The sequence below is a fragment of the Allorhizocola rhizosphaerae genome (assembly GCF_003426775.1).
Taxonomy (GTDB): domain Bacteria; phylum Actinomycetota; class Actinomycetes; order Mycobacteriales; family Micromonosporaceae; genus Allorhizocola; species Allorhizocola rhizosphaerae.
This window is the reverse complement of record NZ_QJUG01000049.1, coordinates 1-24,839: the sequence shown is the minus strand read 5'-3', so window position 1 is coordinate 24,839 and position 24,839 is coordinate 1. Positions and strand designations below refer to the sequence as shown.

The 24,839-nt window shown below is 66.5% G+C and carries 24 protein-coding genes and 1 riboswitch; of the genes, 14 read left to right on the top strand and 10 right to left on the bottom strand.

Features of this window, described 5'->3' with window-relative positions:
- The first annotated feature begins 83 nt into the window (after positions 1-83).
- Positions 84-1,538, top strand: a complete 1,455-nt coding sequence (locus DM816_RS12980) for an MFS transporter (protein ID WP_117210491.1) — start codon at positions 84-86, stop codon at positions 1,536-1,538.
- Here the strand turns inward: DM816_RS12980 and hrpA are convergent.
- A complete protein-coding gene (hrpA, locus tag DM816_RS12975; protein WP_246001920.1) occupies positions 1,520-5,182 on the bottom strand; it encodes an ATP-dependent RNA helicase HrpA in 3,663 nt (1,220 codons plus the stop codon). The two genes, DM816_RS12980 and hrpA, sit on opposite strands and share 19 nt — an antisense overlap.
- Positions 5,183-5,507: 325 nt before the next feature.
- Between hrpA and DM816_RS12970 the strand changes: the two genes are divergently transcribed.
- Positions 5,508-5,969 (top strand): NUDIX domain-containing protein, encoded by a 462-nt coding sequence (locus tag DM816_RS12970; protein WP_246001922.1) that lies wholly within the window; start codon positions 5,508-5,510, stop codon positions 5,967-5,969.
- Positions 5,970-5,978: 9 nt separating this feature from the next.
- Here DM816_RS12970 and DM816_RS12965 read toward each other — a convergent pair whose 3' ends face one another.
- Positions 5,979-7,310 (bottom strand): NsdA family TPR-like regulatory protein, encoded by a 1,332-nt coding sequence (locus DM816_RS12965; RefSeq protein WP_117210468.1) that lies wholly within the window; start codon positions 7,308-7,310, stop codon positions 5,979-5,981.
- A 684-nt stretch (positions 7,311-7,994) separates the two neighbouring features.
- On the opposite strand from DM816_RS12965, the gene DM816_RS42470 reads away from it, so the two are divergent.
- Together DM816_RS42470 and DM816_RS12955 are read left to right on the top strand one after the other, a co-directional pair.
- Positions 7,995-8,327 carry a hypothetical protein gene (locus tag DM816_RS42470; protein WP_162907392.1) on the top strand — a complete coding sequence of 111 codons (333 nt, stop codon included), beginning with the start codon at positions 7,995-7,997 and terminating at the stop codon, positions 8,325-8,327.
- Between the two features lie 303 nt (positions 8,328-8,630).
- Positions 8,631-10,190 (top strand): ricin-type beta-trefoil lectin domain protein, encoded by a 1,560-nt coding sequence (locus DM816_RS12955; RefSeq protein WP_117210466.1) that lies wholly within the window; start codon positions 8,631-8,633, stop codon positions 10,188-10,190.
- Position 10,191: 1 nt separating this feature from the next.
- Here DM816_RS12955 and DM816_RS42465 read toward each other — a convergent pair whose 3' ends face one another.
- Positions 10,192-10,362, bottom strand: a complete 171-nt coding sequence (locus DM816_RS42465; RefSeq protein WP_162907391.1) for a hypothetical protein — start codon at positions 10,360-10,362, stop codon at positions 10,192-10,194.
- A 267-nt stretch (positions 10,363-10,629) separates the two neighbouring features.
- On the opposite strand from DM816_RS42465, the gene DM816_RS12950 reads away from it, so the two are divergent.
- Positions 10,630-11,427, top strand: a complete 798-nt coding sequence (locus DM816_RS12950; protein WP_117210465.1) for a TIGR03084 family metal-binding protein — start codon at positions 10,630-10,632, stop codon at positions 11,425-11,427.
- Here DM816_RS12950 and DM816_RS12945 read toward each other — a convergent pair.
- The 4 genes from DM816_RS12945 to DM816_RS12930 all read right to left on the bottom strand — a co-directional run bounded on the left by DM816_RS12945 (position 11,417) and on the right by DM816_RS12930 (position 15,133).
- A complete protein-coding gene (locus tag DM816_RS12945) occupies positions 11,417-12,145 on the bottom strand; it encodes a GH12 family glycosyl hydrolase domain-containing protein (RefSeq protein ID WP_117210464.1) in 729 nt (242 codons plus the stop codon). The genes DM816_RS12950 and DM816_RS12945 overlap by 11 nt on opposite strands.
- A 60-nt stretch (positions 12,146-12,205) precedes the next feature.
- A complete protein-coding gene (locus DM816_RS12940; RefSeq protein WP_162907390.1) occupies positions 12,206-12,856 on the bottom strand; it encodes a TetR/AcrR family transcriptional regulator in 651 nt (216 codons plus the stop codon).
- A gap of 7 nt (positions 12,857-12,863) precedes the next feature.
- Positions 12,864-14,147: a citrate synthase gene (locus DM816_RS12935; protein WP_117210462.1), complete on the bottom strand. Its 1,284-nt coding sequence runs from the start codon at positions 14,145-14,147 to the stop codon at positions 12,864-12,866.
- A 101-nt stretch (positions 14,148-14,248) separates the two neighbouring features.
- Positions 14,249-15,133, bottom strand: a complete 885-nt coding sequence (locus tag DM816_RS12930) for an N-acetylglucosamine kinase (protein WP_281274320.1) — start codon at positions 15,131-15,133, stop codon at positions 14,249-14,251.
- 324 nt (positions 15,134-15,457) lie between these two features.
- On the opposite strand from DM816_RS12930, the gene DM816_RS43720 reads away from it, so the two are divergent.
- From DM816_RS43720 to DM816_RS12895, 7 genes are read left to right on the top strand one after another with little or no spacing between them, the layout of a single operon-like run.
- Positions 15,458-16,444 carry a DUF6923 family protein gene (locus tag DM816_RS43720; RefSeq protein WP_211588672.1) on the top strand — a complete coding sequence of 329 codons (987 nt, stop codon included), beginning with the start codon at positions 15,458-15,460 and terminating at the stop codon, positions 16,442-16,444.
- Between the two features lie 5 nt (positions 16,445-16,449).
- Positions 16,450-17,193, top strand: coding sequence for a bestrophin-like domain (locus DM816_RS12920; RefSeq protein WP_162907389.1), 744 nt, complete (start codon positions 16,450-16,452; stop codon positions 17,191-17,193).
- Between the two features lie 43 nt (positions 17,194-17,236).
- Positions 17,237-18,406 (top strand): helix-turn-helix domain-containing protein, encoded by a 1,170-nt coding sequence (locus DM816_RS12915; protein ID WP_117210459.1) that lies wholly within the window; start codon positions 17,237-17,239, stop codon positions 18,404-18,406.
- Between the two features lie 14 nt (positions 18,407-18,420).
- Positions 18,421-19,842 (top strand): family 2B encapsulin nanocompartment shell protein, encoded by a 1,422-nt coding sequence (locus tag DM816_RS12910; protein WP_117210490.1) that lies wholly within the window; start codon positions 18,421-18,423, stop codon positions 19,840-19,842.
- Complete coding sequence (locus DM816_RS12905; protein ID WP_117210458.1) at positions 19,839-20,843, top strand: polyprenyl synthetase family protein; 1,005 nt, start codon at positions 19,839-19,841, stop codon at positions 20,841-20,843. The genes DM816_RS12910 and DM816_RS12905 overlap by 4 nt, the downstream gene beginning before the upstream one ends.
- Positions 20,844-20,852: 9 nt before the next feature.
- Positions 20,853-21,299, top strand: a complete 447-nt coding sequence (locus DM816_RS12900; protein WP_117210457.1) for a DUF1579 family protein — start codon at positions 20,853-20,855, stop codon at positions 21,297-21,299.
- Between the two features lie 10 nt (positions 21,300-21,309).
- A complete protein-coding gene (locus DM816_RS12895) occupies positions 21,310-21,597 on the top strand; it encodes a hypothetical protein (protein ID WP_117210456.1) in 288 nt (95 codons plus the stop codon).
- Here the strand turns inward: DM816_RS12895 and DM816_RS12890 are convergent.
- The 3 genes from DM816_RS12890 to DM816_RS12880 all read right to left on the bottom strand — a co-directional run bounded on the left by DM816_RS12890 (position 21,594) and on the right by DM816_RS12880 (position 24,098).
- A complete protein-coding gene (locus tag DM816_RS12890) occupies positions 21,594-22,154 on the bottom strand; it encodes a GNAT family N-acetyltransferase (protein WP_117210455.1) in 561 nt (186 codons plus the stop codon). The genes DM816_RS12895 and DM816_RS12890 overlap by 4 nt on opposite strands.
- Before the next feature lie 10 nt (positions 22,155-22,164).
- Positions 22,165-22,280: riboswitch (SAM riboswitch) on the bottom strand.
- Between the two features lie 136 nt (positions 22,281-22,416).
- Positions 22,417-22,887 (bottom strand): hemerythrin domain-containing protein, encoded by a 471-nt coding sequence (locus DM816_RS12885; RefSeq protein ID WP_117210454.1) that lies wholly within the window; start codon positions 22,885-22,887, stop codon positions 22,417-22,419.
- Positions 22,884-24,098 (bottom strand): hypothetical protein, encoded by a 1,215-nt coding sequence (locus DM816_RS12880; protein WP_117210453.1) that lies wholly within the window; start codon positions 24,096-24,098, stop codon positions 22,884-22,886. The genes DM816_RS12885 and DM816_RS12880 overlap by 4 nt, the downstream gene beginning before the upstream one ends.
- 112 nt (positions 24,099-24,210) lie before the next feature.
- Between DM816_RS12880 and DM816_RS12875 the strand changes: the two genes are divergently transcribed.
- Together DM816_RS12875 and DM816_RS12870 are read left to right on the top strand one after the other, a co-directional pair.
- On the top strand, positions 24,211-24,657 hold the full coding sequence (locus DM816_RS12875) for an SRPBCC family protein (RefSeq protein ID WP_117210452.1): 447 nt from the start codon (positions 24,211-24,213) through the stop codon (positions 24,655-24,657).
- Positions 24,654-24,839: SDR family NAD(P)-dependent oxidoreductase (locus tag DM816_RS12870; RefSeq protein WP_117210451.1), on the top strand; the 186-nt coding region annotated here is incomplete at its 3' end. The genes DM816_RS12875 and DM816_RS12870, both read left to right, overlap by 4 nt.

The following is a 24,839-nucleotide window of genomic DNA, read 5'->3' as shown; positions in this document are numbered from 1 at the left end:
GGGCACGGATGAGGGTGCACCTGCTGGGTGTACCCACAGCACAGGGATGGTTGTCGAGCGCCTCCGGCCCGAGCGTCGAGGGCATGTCTGCACTGCACACGCGCAATTCCCCCGGCTTACGGGCCTGGCTCGGGCTCTCGGTGATCCTCGGTCCCGTACTGCTTGTCTCCATGGACGGGTCGATCCTCTTCCTGGCGATGCCCCGGATCAGCCAGGCCGTTGAGCCGACCGCCGATCAGGCCCTGTGGATCCTCGACGGCTACGGCTTCGCCGTCGGGTCTCTGCTGATCGCGTTCGGCAACATCGGTGACCGGTACGGCCGGCTGAGGCTGCTCATGATCGGCGCGACCGTCTTCGGCCTCGGCTCGGCGGCAGCGGCGTTCGCCCCGAGTGCCGAGCTTTTGATCGCGGCCCGCGCGCTGATGGGTGTGGCCGGTGCGACTCTGCTGCCGTCAGCGCTGGCCGTGTTGAGCGAACTGTTCGCCGACCCGCGGCGGCGGGCGCAGGCCATCGGCATCTTCGCCGCCGCATTCGCCGCCGGGTTCGCCATCGGCCCGGTTCTCGGTGGCGTGCTGCTGCAACGGTTCTGGTGGGGATCGGCCTTCCTGATCAACCTTCCGGTCATCGCGCTGTTCCTGGGCTTCGCGCCGATCCTGCTTCGCGAGGTGCGCGCGACCCGTCCCGGTCGGGTCGACGCCCGCAGCGTGCTGCTCTCCGCGGCCGGACTCCTCATCACGATCTACGGGCTCAAGCATGCCGCCACCGCGGGCCTGTCGGCCGCTGCGGTGGTCGCGGTTATCGCAGGCCTGGTGCTACTGGTGTGGTTCGTTCGACGCCAGCGGCATCTCACGCACCCATTGATGGAGTTCTCGCTGTTCCGTGACCGACTCTTCACAGTGGCGATCATCACTGGGCTGTTGCCGTTGGCGGCGTGGTCGGCGACCGCGTACCTGGCGGGGATTTATCTTCAATCCGTCCTTGGCCTGTCGGTCCTGCGCGCGGCGCTCCTGGCGCTTCCCGGTGCCGTCGTGCTCACCGTCATGTGCATCGTCACACCGCTTGTGGTCGACCGCATCGGCAAACGGGCCGCGCTCGTCGCCTGTCACCTCTGCATCGCGGCCGGCCTGCTGCTCCTGCTCCCCACGACGATCACGGGCGGGATCGCCTGGTACGTCGCGTCCACGGTCATCGCGGGCGTCGGCTACGGCATCTCGTTCGCGGTCGTGGCCGACACCGCCGTCGGCGCCGTGCCCGCGGAACGGGCCGGCTCGGCGGCGGCCATCGCGGAGACAAGCAACGAGATTGGCAACGCGCTCGGCATCGCCCTCCTCGGCTCACTCGCCGCCCTGGTCTTCCGGCTTCAAGGGCCCGGCTTCGCCCCGACCCTCGACGAAACGCTCCAACTCCCGGGCCTCGCGCCCACCACGGCCGGGCAGGCGAAGACGGCCTTCGTCAACGGTCTGCACCTGGCCGTCGTGGCGGCCGGCCTGCTGCACATCGCGCTGGGCCTTTTCACCCGTCACCGCATCGCGCGGTAGATGCGCACGTCCGAGACCGGGTAGGCCGTGCCGAGCTCCTGCGCGAAGTAGCTGATCCGCAGCTCCTCGATCATCCAGCGGACCTGCTGCACCACGCTCGGATCCGGCCTGCCTGCCCGGTAGTCGTCAAACTCCTCAAGCACCTCTTCGAGTTTGAGCAACCGCTCGCGATCGCGCTGCGGGTTCTCCACCAATTTGGACAGTCTAATCTCGATCCCACGCAGATAGCGAGCGAGATCCGGTAGCCGCCGAACCCCTGTAGCCGCAACGAATCCCGGGAAGACGAGCCCGTCGAGTTGTGCCCGGACATCGTTCACCGATCGCACGAGCAACACATTGGTGATGCTCCGCAGACGCCGATCAGCCTCATACCAAGCCCGCAGAATGGGTTCCAACTGCCCTAAAATCTCAAGAATATTATTCGGTACCGCGGAACGCGCGCGCGAGGCCAGCGCCTCAAACGCTTTTTCGTCCCAGGCCGGCCCACCCGCCTCGATGACCACCCGGTCGATCGCCGCCGTCACGACATCGTCCAGCAGCGGCCCCACCCCGCCGTGCGGGTTACGGCTCAGCGCGAGTTTCGTCTGGTTGGAAAGCCTGCCCTGCAACGACTTCAGCGGTGGCGGCGCCACGATCCGGATCAGCCGGCGCGTCCCGCGCCACATCGCGCCCCACTGCTCACCCTCCGAATCGAACACCCCGATCCCGACGGTCTCGCCTTCGTCCACCAGCGCCGGGTAGGCCTTTACCGCGATCCCGCTGCGGGTGCGCTCAACCACCCGGGGGAGCTCATCGAAGTCCCAGGCGGTCAGCCCGTGCCGCTCCAGATCGTCGGCGGCCTCGGCCACGGCCGCCTGCGACTGCGGGCGCAACGACTCCTTCAGCGCGTCGAGATCCTTGCCCTCGCCCACGACTGCCCCGTCGTCCACGACCCGGAACGTCATCCTCAGGTGATCGGGCACCTGGCTCAGATCCCAGGCATCGTGCGGCACGACGACACCGGTGAGCCGGCGCAGCTCCCGCTCCAACGCCTCCAGCAGGGGCACGCCTTCGGCCGGGTCGACTTGCGAAAGAACGTCCCGGGCCACGTCTGGCACCGGGACGAAGTTGCGCCTTATCGTCTTGGGCAACGACCGGATGAGCGCTATCACCAACTCCTCACGCAGACCCGGCACCTGCCAATCAAATCCTTTGGCAGACAACTGGTTCAGCAACGGCAGTGGAATGTGGACGGTCACGCCGTCGGCCGCGTCACCCGGTTCGAACTGATACGTGAGCTCCAGATCGCCCCACCGCGACGGGTAGGCGTCCATGCTCACGTCCTTCGTGATGAGCAGCTCCTTGGGGAAGGTCAGCAGATCCTTGGGCGCCCGCTTCCACCACGAGTCGAAGTGCCGCCCCGACACGACCTCCGGCGGGATGCGCTGGTCGTAGAAGTCGAACAGGGTCTCGTCGTCGACCAGGATGTCGCGGCGGCGGGCCCGGTGTTCGAGCTCCTCGACCTCCTCCAGCAGCTCGCGATTCTCATGGAAGAACCGGTGATGGGTGTCCCAGTCGCCCTCCACGAGCGCGTGCCGGATGAACAGCTCCCGGCTGAGCACGGGATCGATGCGGCCGAAGTTCACCTTGCGCTTGGCCACGATCGGCAGCCCGTAGAGCAGCACCTTCTCGTAGGCGATGACGGCCGCCTGCCGCTTCTCCCAGTGCGGCTCACTGTATTGGCGCTTGATGAGATGCTGCGCCAGCGATTCGGCCCACTCGGGCTCGACCTTCGCCGCGACCCTGCCCCAAAGCCGTGATGTCTCAACGAGTTCGGCGCACATCACCCAGCGCGGGTTTTTGCGGAAGAGCGCCGAGCCCGGGAAGACGGCGAAGCGCGCGCCACGGGCGCCAAGGTATTCGCGTTTGTCCGGATCGTACAGTCCAATGTGGCTCAGCAGTCCGGCGAGCAGCGACTGGTGCACGTGTTGCGGGTCGGCCGGCACGGAGTTGGGCCTGAAGCCGAGATCGCGCACGACCTGGCGCAGCTGCGCGTGCAGATCCTGCCACTCGCGCACCCGCAGATAGTGCAGGAATTCGGCCTTGCACATCTTGCGGAACTGGCTCGACGACAGCTCCTTCTGCTGCTCGCGGATGTAGTTCCACAGGTTCAGATACGTGACGAAGTCGGAATCCTTGTCGCGGAAGCGCGCGTGTGACTGCTGCGCCGCCGCCTCGCGGTCGACGGGCCGCTCGCGCGGGTCCTGAATGGACAGCGCGGAGGTGATGACGAGCACCTCGGCCACGCACCCGTTGCGGTCGGCTTCGAGCACCATGCGGGCCAGGCGTGGGTCGACCGGAAGCTGGGCCAGCTTGCGCCCGAGCGAGGTCAGGCGCCCGTTGTCGAGCGCGCCGAGCTCGTTGAGCAGCGCTATGCCGTCGGAGATGTGCCTGCGGTCGGGCGGGTCGAGGAAAGGAAACGCGGCGATGTCGCCCAGCCCGAGCGCGGTCATCTGCAGGATGACGCTCGCCAGGTTGGTCCGCAGGATCTCCGGCTCGGTGAACTCGGGGCGCGACTCGAACTCGGTCTCGTCGTACAACCTGATGGCGATGCCGTCGGATGTCCGTCCGCATCGGCCCTTGCGCTGATTGGCCGACGCCTGCGAAATCGGCTCGATCGGCAGCCGCTGCACCTTCAACCTGTTGCTGTAGCGCGAAATGCGGGCCGTCCCCGGGTCGATAACATACTTGATCCCGGGGACGGTGAGCGAGGTCTCGGCCACGTTGGTCGCGAGCACGATGCGCCGGCCCTTATGCGGCTGGAACACCCGATGCTGCTCCGATGTGGACAGTCTGGCGAACAGGGGCAGGATCTCGGTGTTGCGCAAGTTCTTGCGGCGCAACGCGTCGGCCGTGTCGCGGATCTCGCGCTCCCCGGACAGGAACACCAGGATGTCGCCCGGCCTCTCCAAACTCAGCTCGTCGACCGCGTCGCTGATCGCCTGGATCTGGTCGTCGCTTTCCCACGGGCGATATCGGACCTCCACCGGATAGGTCCGCCCCGACACCTCGACCACCGGCGCGCCGTCGAAGTGCCGCGAAAACCGATCCGTCTCGATCGTGGCACTGGTAATGATCACCTTGAGGTCGGGCCGCCTGGGCAGTAGCTGCTTCAGATAGCCCAGGATAAAGTCGATGTTGAGGCTCCGCTCGTGCGCCTCATCGATGATCAGCGTGTCATATCGCCCCAGGCTCCGGTCGCCCGCAAGCTCGGCCAGCAGGATCCCGTCGGTCATCAGCTTGATCAGCGTCTGGTCGCCCACCTGATCGGTGAACCGGACCTTCCACCCGACCGTGGTGCCTAGCGGCGTGCCCAGCTCTTCGGCGATCCGCTCGGCCACCGTCCGCGCGGCGATCCGGCGCGGCTGCGTGTGCCCGATCAGCCCATGGATGCCGCGCCCCAGCTCCAGGCAGATCTTCGGGATCTGCGTCGTCTTGCCCGAGCCCGTCTCACCGGCAATGATCACAACCTGGTGGTCGCGAATGGCCTCGGCGATCGCGTCGCGCTTCTGGACGATCGGGAGTTCCTCCGGGTACCGGATAGGGGGCACCGACTCGGCCCGAAGCCGCGCCCACTCCTGTGTCCTTCGCCCATGCTGCGCCACCCCACCAAGATATGCGCCCACCCCCGTCCGACTGCCAGCGGTTTAATTTTTCCCCGCCGCACCCTCGTCGCCTCCCATCGCGGATGGTTTGGGAGTCGTGGAGCCGGGACCGCCCTGGGCATACAGCGATCTCGGCTCGGCGCATCTCTGCTAAACTGTTTCGGTTGCCACCCGCCTCTGGTGGGTTGGAGCCGTGGAGCCGAGACCGCCTGATGCAATGCAGGAGCTCGGCTCGGTGCGATCTTCCGCACAGCGACCTATATCCGACACCTCTCTGATCCAGCCAGCTGTCTCTGCTGGAGGCAGGCAGACTACCTGTGTGAGCATGTTCGACCAACACAAGGTCCTCATGGGAGCCGCAGGCCTACTGCTGCGCGACGACAAAGACCATGTCCTGCTGGTAAAGCCTCACTACAAACAGGTTTGGCATCTACCCGGTGGACTCATGGAACACGGCGAGACGCCACGTCAAGCGGCATGGCGCGAGACCTTGGAGGAGACGGGCCTGGATGTTGCGGTTCGTCGGCTGTTGGTCGTGGATTTTAAGTCAGACACCGAAGACCGCCCCGCATGTGTGCAGTTCGTCTTCGACGGCGGGTATCTATCGGAGCGGCAGCTTAAGGCAATTGTGCTACAGCCCAACGAGATATCTGCTTGGCGAACAGCCCCGCGAGATGAAGCGGTCACCCTGGTCCAGGCTGGTGGTGCGGCTTCGCGTCTCGCACAGACCTTTGCCGCACTTGACAGCGGCGTGACAGCCTACCTGGAAGACGGTCAACCGCTCTAACCCCACACGTCAGACGAGTTCCGGCAAGAGTGCGATCCGCTCGCAGACGGCTGCCATGCCAGCATGTTGTACCTTGAATGGCTCCGCCTGCTTGGCCAGAATCTTGAGACGCATGTTGATCCGGTTAGACTTGAGGTTCGCTGCCAGCGTGATCGCTTGATCGGCCTGTTCTGCGGCTCCGTCCAATTCGCGTCGGCGCAGTCGGGCAGTCGCCAGATTGGCTCTGTCCAGCGCCTGGTTGCGCATCTGACTTTTACTGCGACTCGCAACAGCGCGTTGAATCGGCTCTTCGGCTTTCACCGCATACGCCGGGTCCATCGCCGCCAGATCTCTAAAACAGGAACCCACCACGCCCGCCAACTGCGCATCGTTGAAGTAGACGATCCATACCGGATCCGCGCTCGACTTGCCTCGGGACAGATTTGCTTCCGCAGCGGCAAGCGCCCTGTGGCATGGCTCAGGCCGGCCCAGAATGGCATAGGTCTTCGCTTCCATGCTTCTCACCTTGGCAAGCACAGTGGGAGTCGCGGCGCCCTTGTCCGTCAAATGGTTTGCCAGTCCAAGGAGTTCCACGGATTGCATCGGGTTGCCTAGATCGGCGTTGACGCGTGCCATGTCGCACAGCAGCCGTGCGGCCAGCGCAGCGTCCTCGCCTTGCTGAGCCATCTGTACACCAAGCGCAAAGTAGCGCTGCGATTCGTCGAATCTGCCGATATCATAAGCGATCCAGCCCGTCATGGCGCACAGATCTGCCACCGCAGGCAAGAGTCGGCGCCGCACCTTGTCGGTGTAGGAACCGCGCACGAGTCGAACGGCGCTGTCTACGTAGCCGGCTGCCGCCTGGTATGGCACCCAGCCACCGTACTGGCGATCCCACCGTTGCAGGGTGCGCGCGGCCGAACTGACCTCACGCACCTCGCTCATGCCTACCCGATATGGGTCAGGCGGACTTACGAAAGCGAAGCTGCCGAGCAACGAGCCACCGAGCAGTACGTTACGGCGTTTCATCTCATCACCACCTGGCGCGTCGACAATGCCCTCCACCGCTACAAGCCCCAGGCCAAGCACGGAGAGCGCCGACGGCGGAAGCTCTGCAAACAGCGTGCGTTCCGGCGCATCGTAAACAAACGCCCACAGCGAACGGTAGAAGTCGCTGGGCTCATGGTCACCGCGTTCCCACCCCTTAAGCATCCGGAGCAGGCTTTCGCGCGCCGGTAGCGTCAGCCCGAACTCGCGGGCCTTCTCCTCTAAGGCGCTTACGGCACGAAGCTGTGACCACGACGGGGAACGCTTCAGCCGTGCTTCGCGCAGCCGGTCCGCCCAAGCAGGACGCATCGACATGGCTCGCCCCTTCCTGGGGACACGGTGTCACCGCTGTCTCACCGGTTGTCATCTCTATCGCTGAGCCTAATCCTGATTGGCTATTTATGTGCGCATCGGTCACTCCAAATGACCCGGGTGCCGCGCGTCTCGCATAACTATTGGCAGTGAAGGAGCGGCGTAATGCCGAACGGTCTCGCTTGGCGTGGCTTCTTCCGGCGTTCACATGGAGTCGGCGCCACGGAGTGCCCGTCACGGTCCACAGACTTCGATAAAGGGCCATGGCGCTGGACGACCCGCACTGACGAAGCCGTCTACCTCGGGGATTTGGTCGTGCTAAGCCTGCCGAGATATCCGGCTGCCGTTGGCCGAATCGTCGGCAAGAAACCTTGCGGGCTGATCAATTGCGTCTTGGTGCATGGACTCAATGTCTTGCCCGGTGACGCGGTTGATGTTGCGGAGCCGCAGCTATTAGCCAAGGTTCAGGATGGTCAGCTGTTTTACCTTCCGGCCTTTTAGCTCGTTTCACAAGAAATGTTCGAAAGGAGCAACACTATGGAGCCGAGCCCCGTCCCGTTCCCTGTCTGGGATTTTCCCGGACAGGAGGAGGAAGAGCCGCACGATGAGCCCCAACTTGACCAAGCTCGGCGGGTCGTCTCGGTAACCGTCCACCGTGGACAACGGTTCGCTGGCGGGCCAGGAGCCATGATCACCAGCTACGACCCGCGACTGACCTTGGTCGGCGGTCCATTTTCACTCGGCCGGGCTATGGCTCTACGACTTGCAGAGGCCTTGGCTGATCAAGATAGTCTGACACCCACTGCGGTTGCCGATCGGATGGAGCCGTTTGTGCGCCATCCACTCCGGGATGCGTTCATCCAATGTGGCAGCCGCCTCGTGCCAGCGCTCCAGTTCGGCGTCGGCATACCCGATACGACCGTGATTGTTTCGGCGGACCTGCTCTCACATCCCATCGCACTGGGGCTCTGGCAGTGGTCAGTAGAGACTCCAATTCTGGACAGGGTTTCCTTTGAGTGAGGCAGATGATCTAGAGTCGCGCAAGTCCGGCGTGCCGGACGACGAACCGCTGGAGACGCTGTTGGCCGACATCATGGACCTGATGGTCTACCTGGCGAGGAGCCGCTGACTGATGACGAGCTGACGGCGGTGATGCGGCGAATCCGGGCAGGCGATCGATAGGCTGCGCCCCGTTTGGCGTTTGAATTCATCGACGTAGCCAATCCGTCCACCCCCGACAGTCCGGCAAATGAAGCGCGAGAGGTATTCACATTTGCCGCTGCGAGGGTTACTCTGCGGTAACCCATCCCGCAAGGAGTCCACATGAGGCGCTCACTTGCCATCGCGGCGACCCTCATCGTCGGGTTCGCCCTTCCCGCGCCATCAGCGCAGGCGCAGGACCGTCCCCCCATTCAACCGCTGCCCGCCCACCTTGAGGCGATCCGTGCCGCCGAGGCCACGGCCCTCTACGGCAGCCCGCAGATCAAGCCCATCGATCAGCGCAAGAGCTCACTGATCACGATGGGCGACAGCCAGATCTCGGGCGAGGGCGTCGGCAACTACGTCCCCGGCACGCACCAGGACGGCAACTGGTGCGACCGCTCCTTCGACCAGGCCGTGTTCCGCACCGGCATCCCCTCCGACACCCAGTACAACATCGCGTGCTCGGGAGCCGAACCCGCCCACCTCATGGAGGGCAACGGCCGCACCCAGTGGAACGAGCTGAATCAGGGCGACCACCTCGCCATCAAGGCCCGCAACACCAGGGTCAAGCTGATCTGGGTGATCGTGGGCGCCAACGGCGAGGGCACGATCCAATTCGGACCGGTCGCCACCGACTGCGCCATCAGCCGGGTGTTCTTCCTCGGCCCGTGCTACCCCGACTACACCAACGTGTGGGCGACGCGTGTCGAGGGGAGCCGGCAGCAGGTCGAGCAGGCGCTGTCGAGCATCAAGCAGACCATGACCCGGGCCGGTTATCTGCCGACCGACTACGAGCTGGTCTTCATGTCCTACCCCAGCCCCGGCAGCCCAGACGTCGAAGACAACCCGAACTTCCCGGGCTGGTACGGCGGCGGATGCCTGATCTATCTGCACGACGCCGCGTTCGCCCGCAACAAGGCCGTGCCCATGTTCGAAACTGCCCTGCGCCGGGCGGCGCTCAACCAGGGCGTGCGCTACATCGACGCGGGCCGGTTGTTCCACGGCCACGAGGTTTGCACGGACAACCCTTCCGTCCGCGGACTTTACATCGAGATCGGCATCTGGGACGAGAACGCGGCCCGGCAATCGTTCCATCCCAACTATCGCGGGCACGGGATGTTCGCCCAGTGCATGACCGCATTCTTCAACACCAGCCTTCGGACGGCGACGTGCGTCGATCCGGCGAGCACCGGCCGGAGCGTGCTCTATCCCGGGCTGTTCGAGTTCAAGCAGTTGCGCAATGCCGGCACCGGCGAATGCGTTGACGGCAAGGGCTACGACTCCCGCAACGGCACCGTCCAGCAGAGCTACACCTGTCACGGCGGCCGTAACCAGGGCTTCTGGTATGACGCCACGCAGCAATCGATCCATTCAGAGCTGTCTCACGATCGCTGCCTGGACATCAAGGGTGGCACCGTGGCCGCCGGCACCGAGGTGGTCATTTATGACTGTCATGGCGGTACCAACCAAGACTGGCTCCTGACCGGGACGCAGATCAAGCCCACGGCCAACTCGGGTCTCTGCCTCGCCTTCGACTCACCATCGTCAGGCGCGCCCCGCCTGCGCCTGCAAGCGTGCGGCAGCGGCGCGGCTCGCCAGCAGTGGTCGTTCGAGTCGCGCAATTTCGCCAACCCAATTGGCTACGGCTACAACGACTTCATTGGCAGCAGAGTCTACTGACCTACTGATCCCACTGCCGGCGGAGGGCGTCGACCGCGTCGTCCGCCGGCACCCCGAGCTGCCGTGCCGTTGCCGCGTAAAGCTTTGCCGCCTCGTCCAGCCTGCGCCTGATCTCGCGCGCATTCGCGGGCGTGCCCGCGATGGTCATGCCGTGCCGCACCCGGCTTCGCACTGGCTCCCGGTGAGCGTGACCGGTTGGGGCGCAAGCCAACCCGGCCTCTAACGATACACCCGGCCCGGCCAGAAGCAGACCATCGAGGTCCACTACCGCATCACGAACCGCAACGCCGTCACCAACGGTCCCGCACCCCTGCCCATCCGCGTGGAACGCTTCTGGGGCACGCAAACAGTTCGCCTGCCACTCCCGCCCGAATCGGATACGGAGCTGCACCTGTACTGGACCAAGCAGGCGTGCCGGCAGACCGACTAGCATTCCCACATGTCCGCGTTGAATGCCGTGCTGGCCGACCTGCACGATGAGAGTGAAGAGCTGGACCGGTTGGTCGGCGGCCTGCCCACGGCGCAGTGGGCGCAGATGACGCCGGCGCCCGGCTGGACCATCGCCCACCAGATCTCGCACCTGCACTGGACCGACCACGTGGCCCGGCTGTCCGCGACCGACCCGACGGGGTTCGCGCAACAGCTCAAGCGGGCCGTGGACGACCCTGGCGGCTTTGTCGACTCCGGCGCGCAGGACGCCGCACAGCTTGCTCCCGGAGAGTTGTTGCTGCGCTGGCGTTCCGGCCGGGCGGCGCTCGCGGTCGCGCTGGCCGAGGTGCCTGACGGCGTGCGGCTGCCCTGGTTCGGCACGCAGATGAGCGCGGCCTCCATGGCCACCGCGCGTCTCATGGAGACCTGGGCACACGGGCAAGACATCTACGATGCTCTATCGCTTAGCCGCCCGCCCACCAAGCGGCTCAAGCACATCGCGCGGCTCGCCGTGCGCACGCGTGACTTCGCCTTCGGCCTGCACGGCCTGACCCCGCCTGCCGAGGAGTTCCGTGTCGAGTTGCAGGCGCCCGACGGCGAGCTGTGGACGTGGGGCCCGCAGGACGCGGCCCAGCGGGTCACCGGCCCGGCCCTGGACTTCTGCCTGCTCGCCACGCAGCGCCGGCACCGCGGCGACCTGGCACTCATCACGCACGGCGACGACGCCGAGATCTGGCTCGGCATCGCGCAGGCCTTCGCCGGCCCGCCCGGGACGGGCCGGCAACCGTTTGCCTCGCCTAACGACTGAACGTCACGCCGTAGTCGTTCATCGTGAAGCTCATGCCGCCGGGCGATCCGGAGATCTCGAAACCGAGCTGCACCTTCTCGATGCTGATGTCGCCGATCCAGCCCTGGTTCCGGATCCATTGCAGACAGGCCAGAATGTCCACGGTACCGGCGTTGGCGTTCGCGGTCCGCACGAGTGAGACGACGTGCCGCCCGCGCGGGCCACCGTTGTAGAACGCGTCCCACGTGTGCCCGCCCAGGCTCACGGCGCTCACGCGCGGGATGGGGTTGCCAAAGTCGTCGTATCGGTCCGCCCACGGCGCCACGGATCCCTGCTTGTTGACCCACAGCATGATCTCGTAGCTGCGGCCGGCCCAGATGTCGTATGCCGTGGCATAAGCGCCGCCGCTCGGGACCGTGACATCGAACGTGCTCGTGAGAGTTTTAAGACCGCTTATCCGTGTACGGATGTTGGGCCGCTCGCTGTTCGGGTACGACTTCACGCCGGGCGTGGCGGGGTGGTCGGCGGTCACACCCCAGTTGCTGTGGGAGTTGGCCCAGATGCATTGGGTCCCGGCCCCGCTGCCCCAGATGTTGTTGTAGAGGTTGTAGCCGCCCTCGCTCCAGTTGGCCCACGTGCCGCAGGATTCCCACACCGCCGCCGTCGCGGGCGTCGCCGTGCCCAGTCCGAGCAGCGACGCGACGAGGGAGAGGGTGATGAGGCGGATCGCGCTTCTCATGCCTACCTCCGCTGATTAGTTTGGCTGGTGAACAAACAAGCGGCGAAGCGCGTCAATGTGTTACAGCAGGGCGTCGAGCATCGCCGACATCGCTGGATCGGCATTCGTCGTCGTGCTCAGCATCGCCACGAACTGGCGTGTGTGCCATGCCACCAGCTCGTCGCGCGAGCAGAACTTGTCCTGCAACCAGGCCAGGGTCGAACCCTCGACCACCGCGATCCAGCACTGCACGGTCAGCGTCATCAGCGGGGTCGAATTGGTGACGCCCGCCCGTGCGAAGATCTCGGCCAACGCGTGCTGCCGCACGTCGTCGATGAGCGCGTCGGTGTCGGGCGTGCTGACCACCGAACCGGTGCGCAGCAGGGCCAGATATGTTGGCGCGTAACTGGTCGCGAAGTCGACGAAGTCGGTCACCGAGGCGGTCAGCTGCTCCAGCAGGGTGCCGTCGCGGCTCAGGGTGAGCCGGCCGATCAGGTCGTCGGCCGCGGCACGCAGCGCGGCCACGTGGATGGCCTCGGTACTCGGAAAATAGCGATACACCAAAGCTCGCGACACCTCGGCCTGCTCGGCGATGTCGTCGATCGACACCTCTTGCGGCGGTCGGCCGGCAAACAGCCGCAGGGCCGCATCGATCAGATGCTGCCGGCGGTCTTCCGGCGCCATGCGCCGGGGCGGCCCGACCTTCATCGGGCCGCCCCGGCGCAAGGACACCAAACGGTCAACGCTCTTCGACCGGCACGTAGCCGCGGCGCGGGGCACCCGTGTAAACCTGGCGCGGGCGGCCGAGCTTGGTCTGCGGGTCGCTCATCATCTCCCGCCACTGCGCGATCCAGCCTGGTAGCCGGCCGAGCGCGAACAGCACGGTGAACATCTTGGTCGGGAAGCCCATCGCCTTGTAAATCACGCCGGTGTAGAAGTCGACGTTCGGGTACAGCTTGCGGGACACGAAGTAGTCGTCCTGCAGCGCGATCTCCTCCAGCCGCATGGCGATGTCGAGCAGCGGGTCGGGCTTGTGCAGCTTGGCCAGGATGTCCAGCGCGGCCTTCTTGACGATCACCGCGCGGGGGTCGAAGTTTTTGTAGACCCGGTGGCCGAAGCCCATGAGCCGGACCCCGTCCTCCTTGTTCTTGACCTTGCGCACGAACGCCTCGACGTCGCCGCCCGCCGCGCGGATGTCGTCGAGCATCTCCAGCACGCTCTGGTTGGCCCCGCCGTGCAGCGGCCCGAACAGCGCGTTGACGCCCGCCGAGATGGACGCGAACAGGTTGGCCTGACTCGATCCGACCAGCCGCACGGTCGACGTGGAGCAGTTCTGCTCGTGGTCGGCATGCAGGATGAACAGCTGATCGAGCACACGCACCACGTCGGGGTCGATCTCGTATTCCGCTGCGGGCACACCGAACGTCATGCGTAGGAAGTTTTCGATGTAGCCGAGCTTGTTGTCCGGGTAGAGCAGCGGCTGACCGATCGACTTTTTGTAAGCGTAAGAAGCGATTGTCGGTACCTTGGCCATCAACCGGATCGTGGACATCTCCACGTGCTCCCGGTCGAACGGGTCCAGGCTGTCCTGATAGAACGTGGACAGGGCGCTGACTGCCGACGACAGCACGGCCATCGGGTGCGCGTCGCGGGGGAATCCGTCGAAGAACCGGCGCATCTCCTCGTGCAGCAGCGTGTGCACCCGCAGCCGCCCGGTGAACTCGGCCAGCTGCTCGGCGCTGGGCAGCTCGCCGTAGATCAGCAGATATGAGACCTCAAGGAATGAGGACTTCTCGGCCAGCTCCTCGATCGGATAACCGCGGTAGCGCAGGACCCCGGCATCGCCATCGATGAACGTGATCGAGGACTCGCACGACGCGGTGTTGACGAACCCGATGTCGACGGCGACGTGCCCCGTCTCCTTGAGTAATGCACCGATGTCCATGCCCGACGGACTCTCTGTCCCCTCACGGAGCGGCAGCGGTAGCTCGCCTTTGGGGTGCTTCAGTAGGAATTCGGACATGCTTCACTCCGGGTCTCGGTCGCTTTGCACAAGGTCATCGCGCCCAGCGTACGACCCCGGCGAAAGAATCGTTACGGCATCCCACCAATCGACGCACTACGTCACATTCGGCCGTCCCGAGCTGGGCCTCCAGCGGGCGTGACCTGTGTCATAGCGGCCACGGCTAGACGCGCGGCGCCGATCTCCCCCGGCTTCGCAAGATTGATCTCGGTCATTGTGAGACGAGCGCGGACCGCCGCCAGCACGGGCGCGGAGCGCAGTAGCACACTCCCCGACAGCACAATGGGCGTCGAATCGCCCGGCTCGCGGATATCCATGACCGTCGCAGCGAGCTGGCGGGCCGCGTCGTCCACTATGGACCGCGCGGCCGGGTCGCCCCGCTCGGCCGCCTCGGTCACGAGTGGGGCAAACTTGGCCAGGTCGCCGGGCGGGCGGTCATGAACCCCCGTCACGAACACCTCATGGTCCGTTTCGCTGGTCACCAGATCGGTGAGCAGATCCCGCGCCCCCCGCTGAAGCTGCCGGGCGGCGTGCGTCGCGGCGGCGCGCCCGATCCAAAAGCCCGACCCGAGATCGCCCAGGAGCGGGCCCAGCCCGTCGCCCACACGGGTGATGTTGAGTCCGTTGATATTGGCGGCCACGGCTCCAGTGCCCGCGATAAGCACACTCCCGACGGGAGCAGTGGTGCCCGCCGCGAACGCGACCACCACGTCACCCACGACACGGGTTGGGCAGACCAGCAGGCGCTCGAACACGGGACGCAAAACTTCGGCACGCACCGACCCGGCCGCCCCGATGACGGCGTAGCCAACACCATCCACATTGGATAGCGCCTCGCGCAAAGCCTTGGCAACATTGGCACGGGCCGTTTCCGGAGCCACCGTGACAGGATTACCCGCACCGGCACGCCCAGACCCCACGACCACACCGTCCAGTGTGCTCACCACAGCACGCGTCGACGTGCCTCCGATATCCGCCCCCAACACGAGTTCCAACTCAAACCCCTTCGCCTCCGGCGGGAACCTCTAGGGCTCCGGGGAGGGAACCCCCGTCTGCCCCTTCGGCCCGAAAAGCAAACCGGGTTTTCCATCCTGGGTCAAGGTCGTACGTCCAGTGGGGCGCTCCACCTTGACCAGGAGGGAAAACCCGGAAAACCGTGCCGTGCCGAAGGGGCAGACGGGGTTAAGGGGTACAACCGCACCACTTCCCTGTTTCCTCCCGGAACCCCGAGGCCCGCCGGAGGCAAGGGTTTTCATAGTCCAACAAAGGTTGCGGGCCAAGGTGGGTCAAGGTCCATACCATCTGTGTTCATGCTGCTCAGCGGGCTCGCTTCCACGGTGATCGCGGCCGGGACGGTCCCGGTCCCGGCCGCTGGGCCTTGCGTATTTGTGGTGCGCGGCGCGCAGTTCCCGACAGGCCCGTTGCCGGTGGAGGTGAACGCGCTGGGCTACGACCCGGGGCAGGACCTGTACCACGCGGTCGCCGATGGGCGTGACCTGGTCACGATTACGCGCGATGGCGAGCTTGCGGTGCGCGCGCCTGTGCCGCGCGGGCTGCAGGGTGCCTATCTTGGCACGATCGCCGACGGACGCTGGCTGCTGTCAAACGGGACCGCGATCGTCGTGCTGGACCTCGGGACGCTGGCGGTGGTGCGCAGTGTGCCGCTGCGTGACAGGCCGCGCATCGGTGACTGGGACGTGTGGCCGGACGACGGCGCACTGTACGGAGTGGACACTCGCGGGCCCGGCGGGCCGCGCTTGGCCCGTATCGATCCGGACTCCGGCCGCGTGGCGCTTTCCGAACAGCTGGACGGCATGCCCGGTGACGGCTCGTACGGAGGCGTGGTGATGGATCCGGCCGGTACCTTGCACGCCTTGCACAACGCCAGCGGCCGCCTGTATCACATCCCGCTCAGCGCGCCGGACAGCGCGACGTTCACCGATTTTGGGTCGCCCACGACAACGTCCGATGCTGCGCCGTGCCCGCGTGCGCTGCCATCGCCATCGCCGTCGCCGTCGCCATCTCCATCGCCATCGCCATCGCCATCGCCATCGCCATCGCCATCGCCATCGCCATCGCCATCGCCGAGTGTGCGGCCGGCCCAGCCAAGGCCACCGCCGCCATCGATACCCCTGCCGGAGCCGTCCTCAGTGGACAGTCCGAGCCCGACACTCAAACGTGAAGTCGCTCCAACGCTTCGCGCGGCGCAGCCCGTACCCACCGCAAGAATTCTTTTGTTGGGGCTTCTCATTCCCGCACTTGCCGTCGCGGCTCGCATCGCGGCGCGAAGGAGGTGACGGCCGTGTTCAGGCAGGTGCTTCCGGTGCTGATGGCGTCGGGCGCCTCGGTGATCGGCTTCCTGGTTGTCGGGCGGTGTGTCCCGGCTCGATGGCGGGTGGCCGACACCGATGCGGCCAGCACACTGTATTCCACGATTGCCACCATCTACGCGATCATCGTGGCGTTGGCGGCGGTCGCCGTGTGGGAGCCGCGCAGCGCGGCCTTTCAGAACACGGAGCGCGAGGCCAGTGCCCTGATCGAGGTGCACTGGGCGGCGCGGACGCTCGAACCGCCGGACCGCGCCGAGGTGCAGGGCCTGATCATCGAGTACGCCCGCGAGGCTGCCACCAGCGAGTTCGACGGCCTGCGCCACAGACGGGTACCCAGCCGGAAGGTCGAAGAGGCGTTCAACCGGATGCGTGCCAAGGCGGAGTCGGCCGCCGATCCCGACAGCAACCTGACGAAGCGGCTCAACGAGCTGGCGGATGCCCGCCGCGCGCGGATCACCGTGGCCGACGACGGCATGCCGCTTCCCATGTGGCCGATCCTGATCGGCGGCGGTGTGATCATCATAGCGTTCCTGTACCTGTTCGGCCTGGCCCGCACGTTCCCCAATGGGCTGATGCTGTTCGTGGTCGGCGGGATGATCGGGCTGGTGCTGACGGTCCTGTACCACCTGGAGTTTCCATACAGCCGTGGGCTGGCAGTGACCTCGGATGCCTTGCAAGACGCACTTTTCCGTCTAGCTAATCCTGTGCAGATTTAATACGCTATGTCCATATTGCCCCGATTTCCTCCCGGAGGCGCTGATGGCCAGCGATATCGAGCTCCCCCTTGGCCGCCGCATCGAGCTGGCCCGCCGCAGGCGCGGGCTCTCCCGCGAGATCCTCGGTGATCTGATCGGGCGCAGCTCGGAGTGGGTCCGGCAGGTGGAGCGCGGCGACCGCCCGGTGGACCGGCTCTCGCTGCTGCTTTTGCTCGCCAAGGTGCTCAAGGTTTCCGACCCACCGTCGTTTTTGGGCTGCGCGATGCCCAAAGCCGACCCGGCCGCCCCACCGCCGGGACTCGTGGAATCGTTGCGCGACACGCTTTATCGCCCACCCGCCGCGCCGCGCCGCTCGGTGGACCAACTCGAACTACGCACCCGGCTCGACGACATCTGGACCGACTGGCACGAATCCCCACACCCCTATTCGACCACTCTGCAACGACTTCCCGCGCTGATCAGCGCGCTGTCCACAGTGGAGGGCTCCGATGACCTGATCGCCAATGCCCACAGGCTGGCGTCAGCGGTGCTGCGCCGACTGGGCGACCTGCCCGCGGCACTGCTCGCGAGCGAACGGGCCGTGGCCGCCGCCCGCCGAAGCGGCGACCCACTGGCCGAGGCCGCGTGCATCGACGGCTTCGGCAACACCCTGGCGCGCCTGGGTTCCCCGGCGCAGGCGCGCCAGGTGTGTCTCATCGCCGCGTCCACATTGGACGCCGACGATGTCGCGCACCTCTGTGTGCAAGGCGCTCTCCACCTGACCGCGGCCGAGGCGGCCGTCGCCGACGACGACCACCTCGTCGGGGAGCGCCTCCTCGACCGGGCCCGGGCCACGGCGGTCCGGCTCGGCGAGGACCGCAACGACTACTCGTGCGCCTTCGGGCCCACCGGCGTGCAGATCCACGCGGTCCGGATCTCGCTGCGCCAGGGGCGGGTGCGGCAGGCGCTGCGCCTCGCCGAAACCGTTGACGTGCAACGGGTACCGGCCCGTGAACGGCGGTCGCGGCACTACATCACGGTCGCCCGCGCGCACGCCCGACAGGACAACACCGCCGCGATGGTCCTGGCCCTGCTCAAAGCCGAAGACATGTGCCCCGAGGAAATTCGATACAACCGCGAGGCGCGGGCCGTGCTCCGCGACCTCCTGCAGCGCGATGACGCCCTCATCCGAACCGATGTGCTGGCGCTCGCCCAACGAACCGGCCTTACCTGAAAGAGGTGTTCTCGATGACCATCACCGATCCGACCCGGACCGAGCAGCAGACCGAGCAGCAGCTCAGCCTCGCCACCGAGGCCGCCAGAAACCTTTCCACCACAACCAAAACCGTGCCGCAGATGCAGGAGATCACGTCCCGGTGGCTGCTGCGTGTGCTGCCATGGGTCCAGGTCAGCGGTGGCGTCTACCGGGTCAACCGCCGCACGACCTACGCGGTGGGCGACGGCCGGCTGACGTTCGTCAACACCGGCGCCGCGGTGCAGGTCATCCCGCAGGAGCTGCGCGAGCTTCCGCTGCTGCGCGAGCTGAGCCCCGACGACGAAGTGCTGACGACCCTCGCCGAACGGTTCACGCAGGCGGAGTTCGCGCCCGGCGAACGCCTGGTGCAGTACGGCAACCCGTCGGACCAGATCTTCCTCATCGCGCACGGCAAGGCCGAAAAGGTGGGACCCGGCAAGTACGGCCACCAGACCGTGCTCGACGTGCTCGCCGACGGCGACCACTTCGGCGACGAAACCGTGCTGCACGACGACGACACGTGGCCGTACACGGTGCGGGCGGCCACACCGTGCATCGTGCTGGTCATGTCCCGGCGCGACTTCGATTCGGTGGCCGAGCGGTCGGAGACCCTGCGCGCGCACTTCGAAACGCTGCGGGCTCGCCCGGTACCAAAACAAAATCGGTTAGGGGAGGCCGAGATCGCCCTGGCGGCCGGCCACAGCGGCGAACCGCAATTGCCTGGCACGTTTGTGGATTATGAAACGTCCCCGCGGGAATACGAGTTGTCGGTGGCGCAAACGGTGCTGCGCGTGCACACCAGGGTCGCCGACCTCTACAACCACCCGATGAATCAGGTCGAGCAGCAGCTACGGCTCACAATCGAGGCGCTGCGCGAGCGGCAGGAGCACGAGATGGTCAACAACCGGGAGTTCGGCCTGCTGCACAACGCCGACCTCAAACAGCGCATCCAGACCCGGTCCGGCCCGCCCACCCCGGACGACATGGACGAACTGCTGAGCCGGCGGCGCAAGACGCAGGTGATCCTGGCCCATCCGCGCGCCATCGCCGCGTTCGGGCGCGAGTGCAACCGGCGCGGCCTCTACACCGAACCCCTTGATTTCCAAGGACATCACGTGCCGGGGTGGCGAGGCGTGCCGATCCTGCCGTGCAACAAGATACCCGTCGACGGCGCCCGCACCAGCTCGATCATCGCCATGCGGTTGGGAGTGGAGGACCAGGGCGTGGTCGGCCTGCACCAGACCGGCATCCCGGACGAATACCAGCCCAGCCTGTCCGTGCGCTTCATGGGCATCAGCGAACGGGCCATCATGTCGTACCTTGTCAGCGCGTACTATTCGGTCGCGGCCCTGGTGCCCGATGCCCTGGGTGTGCTGGAAAATGTCGAGATCGGACACTACTACGACCTGCCATGACCACACTTGAGGAGCGGGCCGCCCGCAGCGCGCCCGAGGTGCTGACGTGGAGCCGGAGCCTGCTGGATCCGGCTCTGCGCCAGGCCGTTTCCGATCTGCCGCAGGCGGTCCGGCAGATCGCCGAATACCATTTCGGCTGGGACACGGCCGGCGGGCCGGGCAAGGCGCTGCGGCCCGCGCTGGTTCTCGTTTCGGCCGAAGCGGTCGGCGGGTCGGCCGGAGCCGCCCTGCCCGGCGCGGTGGCGGTGGAGCTGGTGCACAATTTCTCACTGCTGCACGACGACGTCATGGACGCCGACCAGACTCGGCGGCACCGCCCGACCGCCTGGCGCATCTTCGGCGTGAATCAGGCGATCCTGGCCGGCGACGCCCTTTTGGCCCTGGCCTTCAAAACCCTTTGCTTTCAAGGTATCGGGACCAGCCTGCTCGAACGGGCCGTGCAACACTTGATCGACGGCCAGAGCGCCGACCTGGCGTTCGAAAAGCGCAACGATGTCGGGCTGGGTGAGTGCCTGCTGATGGCGCAGCGCAAGACGGGCGCGCTGCTGAGCTGCTCGTGCGCGCTGGGCGGGCTGCTCGGCGGCGGCACCATGGCCCAGATCGAGCACCTCGCGTCGTTCGGCGAGCGGCTGGGCCTGGCCTTCCAGGTGGTCGACGACATGCTCGGCATCTGGGGCGATCCGGCCGTCACCGGCAAGCCGGTGTTCTCGGATCTGCGCAGCCGCAAGAAGACCCTGCCGGTGATCGCGGCGCTGAGCGCCGACAATCCGGCGGGGCGGGCGCTGGCCGCGCTGTATCGCAGGGACGACAAACTGTCGCGGGGCGACCTGGCCAACGCGGCCCGGCTGGTCGAGGAGGCGGGAGGGAGGCGGTGGAGCCTGGCGCAGATCGACGAACAGCTCTCGCGGGCGCTGGAACACCTGCGCGTGGCGGGGTTGGGGGAACGGGCGGTCGCCGAATTGGACGCGTTGGCGAGGTTGGCGACGCATCGGGACTTCTAAGATCGTGGGGTGGGAGTACTTCAGAGTTTGGAACATCTGCTGGGCGACTGGACCGGCGAGCTCGCGACGCGGTTCATGCCCGACGACGAGTTCGTGACCTGCTCAGCCGGGGCTTCGGTTGACGTGACGGCGGGCAGCCTGGTGACCGTGCGTTATGCGTGGTCCAATGCGGACGGTCCGCAGGACGGGCTGCTGCTGATCGGCGACGGGTCGGCGCCGCACGAGGCGCGGGGGATCTGGGTCGACTCGTTCCACCAGACGCCGCACTGGATGGCCCTGCAGGGTGTCGCCTCGTCGTTCGAGGTTGCGCTGGAGGGCGTCTACGCGGCGCCGCCCGGGCCAGACTGGGGTTGGCGCATCCGCGTCAGCGGCCTTGGCGACCTCATCCTCACGATGATCAATCTGCCTTCGGACAATGCCGCATACGAGGTCGTGCGGGCGAGCTTCAGCCGGTAGGCTGCGCCGCATGTCCGGGGTCTCGGGTGGTGAGGTCGTTCTGTGGGTGCTCGGTGGGCTCGCCGTCATCGGCGTCCTCGTGTTCCTGGGCATCTTCCTGAAGTTCGTGGCCAAGGCGGCCGTGGGCTACGTGCGGCATCGGCCCTATCCGGCGTTGGCGACGTTTGCCATCTCGGGCGGGCTGGCCAGCTTCATCACCACGTTTGTCGGCGGAAGCCTGCTGCTGGGGGTTGGGGTCGGGCTCGCGACGGGGCTCGCCGTGCTGTTGTTGGTGGCAATCGAGCTGGGGGCGGATTAGGACCTCGCCAGGAGCGAGGCGTCCGGCCACACCATGCGCAGGCTGCGGGGCGTGCCGTTGAGGCGGGCCGGGTCACCACCGGGTGGCGTCACCGCGGCCGACTCGGCGGGCGCTGCTCCGCGGGCGCGGTAAAACTGCTGTGCTTCGGTGTTCTGCTGCAGCACCCATAGGTACATCCCGGTGCCGGTCGTCGCTCGTCGAGTGACGGCTCCAGCCCCGTGAGCCAGCAGGCGGGTGCCGATGCCGGCGCGGCGCAGTTCGTGGGAAACATGCAAGTTGTCGACCAGGCTGCCCCAACGCGGATCCTCGTCGAACGCGACATGGATGAAGCCCAGCAGGCGCCCGTCGTGCTGGTGCTCGGCAAGGATCGTCTCGGCTTTGGCCGCGGGTGTCGCCAGCCGCGCCTGCCACACGGCACGGCGGTCGGCCACGACATCGCCGTCGAGGAACGAATCGGCGTAGGCGCCCCGATAGTGTCGGCGCCAGCTGTCGGCGTGTAGTAGCGCGACCTGGTCGGCGTCATCGGGGCCGGCGCAACGGAAGCGCAGCACCGTCATGCGAATCTCCTTTCGCGGCTTGCCCGGCACGTGGTGTGCCGAGCCTGGTCCTCACCCGGAGCACCCCGCCCGCGAACGGAGGGTTGCCAGCCAGCGAGCCGGGGCTTGGCGCTGGCGCTCATGACCTGTGCCGGTACCGTAACACGCCCGCTTCCCGCCCGCGCAGGATGACTGCCGCAGGCGTCGCCACGCTGGCCCGGCAGTAAGGCGGGCCAGCGTGGCGCAGGGTCTGGGCTAGCTGGATTGTCTCGGCGCCGCGCGCTTAAGCGGTCGCGGCGAGGCGCTTTTGGCGCTTGAGGAACTTGTCGGCGAGCTCGACCAGCGTTTCGGGCGGCTGACTGGCCCGCAAATGCTTGAACTCGTAGCGCTCCTCGTGCACGGCGTGCTCCAGCACGGACGCGCGTAGCTGTTGGAAGTCGTCGTCGAAGGCCGCGCTGCCGGGGCCGGACTTGATGAGCTGTGCGAGCAGTTCCTTGGCCTCCGCCTCCTCCTCCAGACGCTCCTGCGTGACCTCGATGCCGGCGTCGATGGTCGCGGCGGCGAGCGGGTGGACGATTTCGGCCTCGGCCTCCTCGTGCGCTTGCAGCAATGCTGCCAGCTCAGTGAAGGCCTCCTTCTTGGCCTTGCCCCTGGAGGTTTCCACGAGCTGGAACAGCTCCTCGATCAGCGCGTGCTGCTCCAGCAGCACGTCGATCAGATCCTTCTGCCGGACGACCGTCGTCGCGGCCCTCATCGCTGAGCCTCCGCCATCTGGCGCAGGCCCTCGACCGGGTGCTGCCCCTCGGTCTCGACCCGATAGTCGGACCCGAATTCGGCCCCGTGCATGTCGATGACCTCCTCGCTGGGCGAGCCGTCGCGGTTGATCTCCTGCTGCATGCGCTCGAACCGCTCGTGTGCCTCACGTACATAGCCAGTGCCCAGTGTGGTCAGGTCGATCTGGGTGGCCAGCAGCTCGCGCAGGAACTCCTTGTTGGGCTCAAACTTGACCGGCTCGGGCAGCTCCCGTGGCAGAATCTCCTCCGGCTCCCGGCCGTCCATGCGGCGCATGAGGTCGCACGCGGCGTGCAGGTGGGCCAGCTCCATGTTGAGGTGCAGCTCCCAGATGGCCTTCACCCGCGGGTCGGTCTCCTGCCGCATGAACGAGTAGTACAGATAAACCTCGTTGTATTCGTGCGTGACCAGCCGCTCCCACCAGGTCTCGCCGGGGTCGACCAGCGACTCGTAATGAGTGACATGCTCCTGCTCGATCATGCCGATCTCGATGTAGAGCTGGCGCGCGATCGGCTCCATGTATTGCGGGCCGACGTTCATGTAGAAGTTCATGGTCTGCTGCTCGGCGGACATGACGGTCAGCGCGTGCAGCCGCGACAGCGGGTTCGCCGTGTCCTTGTCGTAGTGGTCGCGCACGTTGTCGGCCGGGTGCCGGTGGTGCAGCCGGGTCGGTCGGCCGGGCATGACCTCGGTCAGCGAGTCGACGACCTTTTCCGCCTTGCGTCGCTCGATCATCTCGAACAGGTTGGCGTATCGATAGAGATGATCGAAATCTTCCAGTACCCCGAACTCGTACGCCTGGCGCAGATAGGGGTCGGGCTCCATCCGGGCCACCCACGATGTCAGATCGACGGCTACCTGCTCGTAGGCGATGGTCGTCTGCAGCGGGCTGGCGATGGGCGGGAGCAGCCAGTTGACCGCCTTCTGCTGCTGCGCCTCGATGTAGCGGGTGTAGGCGAGCTCCCGCTTGAGCTCCATGTCCGTGCACACGCGGGCCAGGTGATGGCCGAAGAAGACGGCCTCCACCTCGATGCCGTTCATCACGATGGCCCGGCAGATGGTGTATGGGTCGGCGGTGTCCGGATCGATGGGCTCGGAATCGAGCTCGCGCCAGGTGCGCAAGTGTTGATCGAGCGGGATCCCCTTTTCAGTCAGCGGATTGAACAACTTCATCCCCCCAAGGGTCGGCGGTTTCACATGCCGCGGGTGCTCGGTGCTGCGGCACCCGCGCCAGCTACCCCCAGCCTCGCCGTTACAAACGCGGCACGCCGGGTAATAGCGGAAAATGGCCGTGGTTCAACAGCTCATCCCGGCGCCGCCGGAGAGGATCTTCGAGGTGCTGTCCGATGGATGGAGTTACAGCGACTGGGTGGTCGGCACGGCGCACATCCGCGACGTGGACGCCGACTGGCCCGCGCCCGGGTCACAGATTTACCACCAGGCCGGGGTCTGGCCGATCAAGCTACGGGACAAAACCGTTGTCGTGTCGAGCGATCCGCCGCGCGAGCTGGTGATGCGCCCGCATCTGTGGCCGCTGGGCGAGCTGGTCGTGCGGTTCACGCTGACTCCGGTCAACGAGCGCGAGACCGAGGTGACGCTCGAAGAGGAGATGGGTGCGGGCCCGCTGCGCTGGCTGCGCACCAAAGCCGACGATCTGATGCTGCACCACCGCAACCGCGAGGCGCTGCGCCGGCTGTCGGACCTGGCGACGAGACGGGAGCGCAAACAGTGAACGCGCAAACAGTCGTGATTACCGGGGCCAGCGCGGGCATCGGCCGCGCGGTGGCGAACGTTTATGCCCGGCGCGGCGCGCGGGTCGGCCTGATCGCCCGCGGGGCGGCCGGGCTGGAGGCCGCGCGGCGCGAGTGCGAGACGAACGGTGCCGAGCGGGTCGCGACCGCGCAGTGCGACGTG

Excerpts from the sequence above, each read along its gene's own strand:
- DM816_RS12880 (WP_117210453.1), bottom strand. The coding sequence starts at position 24,098 with ATGAAGTTGTTCAATCCGCTGACTGAAAAGGGGATCCCGCTCGATCAA.
- DM816_RS12910 (WP_117210490.1), top strand. The coding sequence starts at position 18,421 with ATGACCATCACCGATCCGACCCGGACCGAGCAGCAGACCGAGCAGCAG.
- DM816_RS12965 (WP_117210468.1), bottom strand. The coding sequence starts at position 7,310 with ATGTCGATGCGTCCTGCTTGGGCGGACCGGCTGCGCGAAGCACGGCTG.
- DM816_RS12935 (WP_117210462.1), bottom strand. The coding sequence starts at position 14,147 with ATGTCCGAATTCCTACTGAAGCACCCCAAAGGCGAGCTACCGCTGCCG.
- DM816_RS43720 (WP_211588672.1), top strand. The coding sequence starts at position 15,458 with ATGCTGCTCAGCGGGCTCGCTTCCACGGTGATCGCGGCCGGGACGGTC.
- DM816_RS12890 (WP_117210455.1), bottom strand. The coding sequence starts at position 22,154 with ATGACGGTGCTGCGCTTCCGTTGCGCCGGCCCCGATGACGCCGACCAG.
- DM816_RS12980 (WP_117210491.1), top strand. The coding sequence starts at position 84 with ATGTCTGCACTGCACACGCGCAATTCCCCCGGCTTACGGGCCTGGCTC.
- DM816_RS12895 (WP_117210456.1), top strand. The coding sequence starts at position 21,310 with ATGTCCGGGGTCTCGGGTGGTGAGGTCGTTCTGTGGGTGCTCGGTGGG.
- DM816_RS12945 (WP_117210464.1), bottom strand. The coding sequence starts at position 12,145 with ATGAGAAGCGCGATCCGCCTCATCACCCTCTCCCTCGTCGCGTCGCTG.
- DM816_RS12875 (WP_117210452.1), top strand. The coding sequence starts at position 24,211 with ATGGCCGTGGTTCAACAGCTCATCCCGGCGCCGCCGGAGAGGATCTTC.
- DM816_RS12955 (WP_117210466.1), top strand. The coding sequence starts at position 8,631 with ATGAGGCGCTCACTTGCCATCGCGGCGACCCTCATCGTCGGGTTCGCC.
- DM816_RS42470 (WP_162907392.1), top strand. The coding sequence starts at position 7,995 with ATGATCACCAGCTACGACCCGCGACTGACCTTGGTCGGCGGTCCATTT.
- DM816_RS12885 (WP_117210454.1), bottom strand. The coding sequence starts at position 22,887 with ATGAGGGCCGCGACGACGGTCGTCCGGCAGAAGGATCTGATCGACGTG.
- DM816_RS12950 (WP_117210465.1), top strand. The coding sequence starts at position 10,630 with ATGTCCGCGTTGAATGCCGTGCTGGCCGACCTGCACGATGAGAGTGAA.
- DM816_RS12970 (WP_246001922.1), top strand. The coding sequence starts at position 5,508 with ATGTTCGACCAACACAAGGTCCTCATGGGAGCCGCAGGCCTACTGCTG.
- DM816_RS12905 (WP_117210458.1), top strand. The coding sequence starts at position 19,839 with ATGACCACACTTGAGGAGCGGGCCGCCCGCAGCGCGCCCGAGGTGCTG.
- DM816_RS12915 (WP_117210459.1), top strand. The coding sequence starts at position 17,237 with ATGGCCAGCGATATCGAGCTCCCCCTTGGCCGCCGCATCGAGCTGGCC.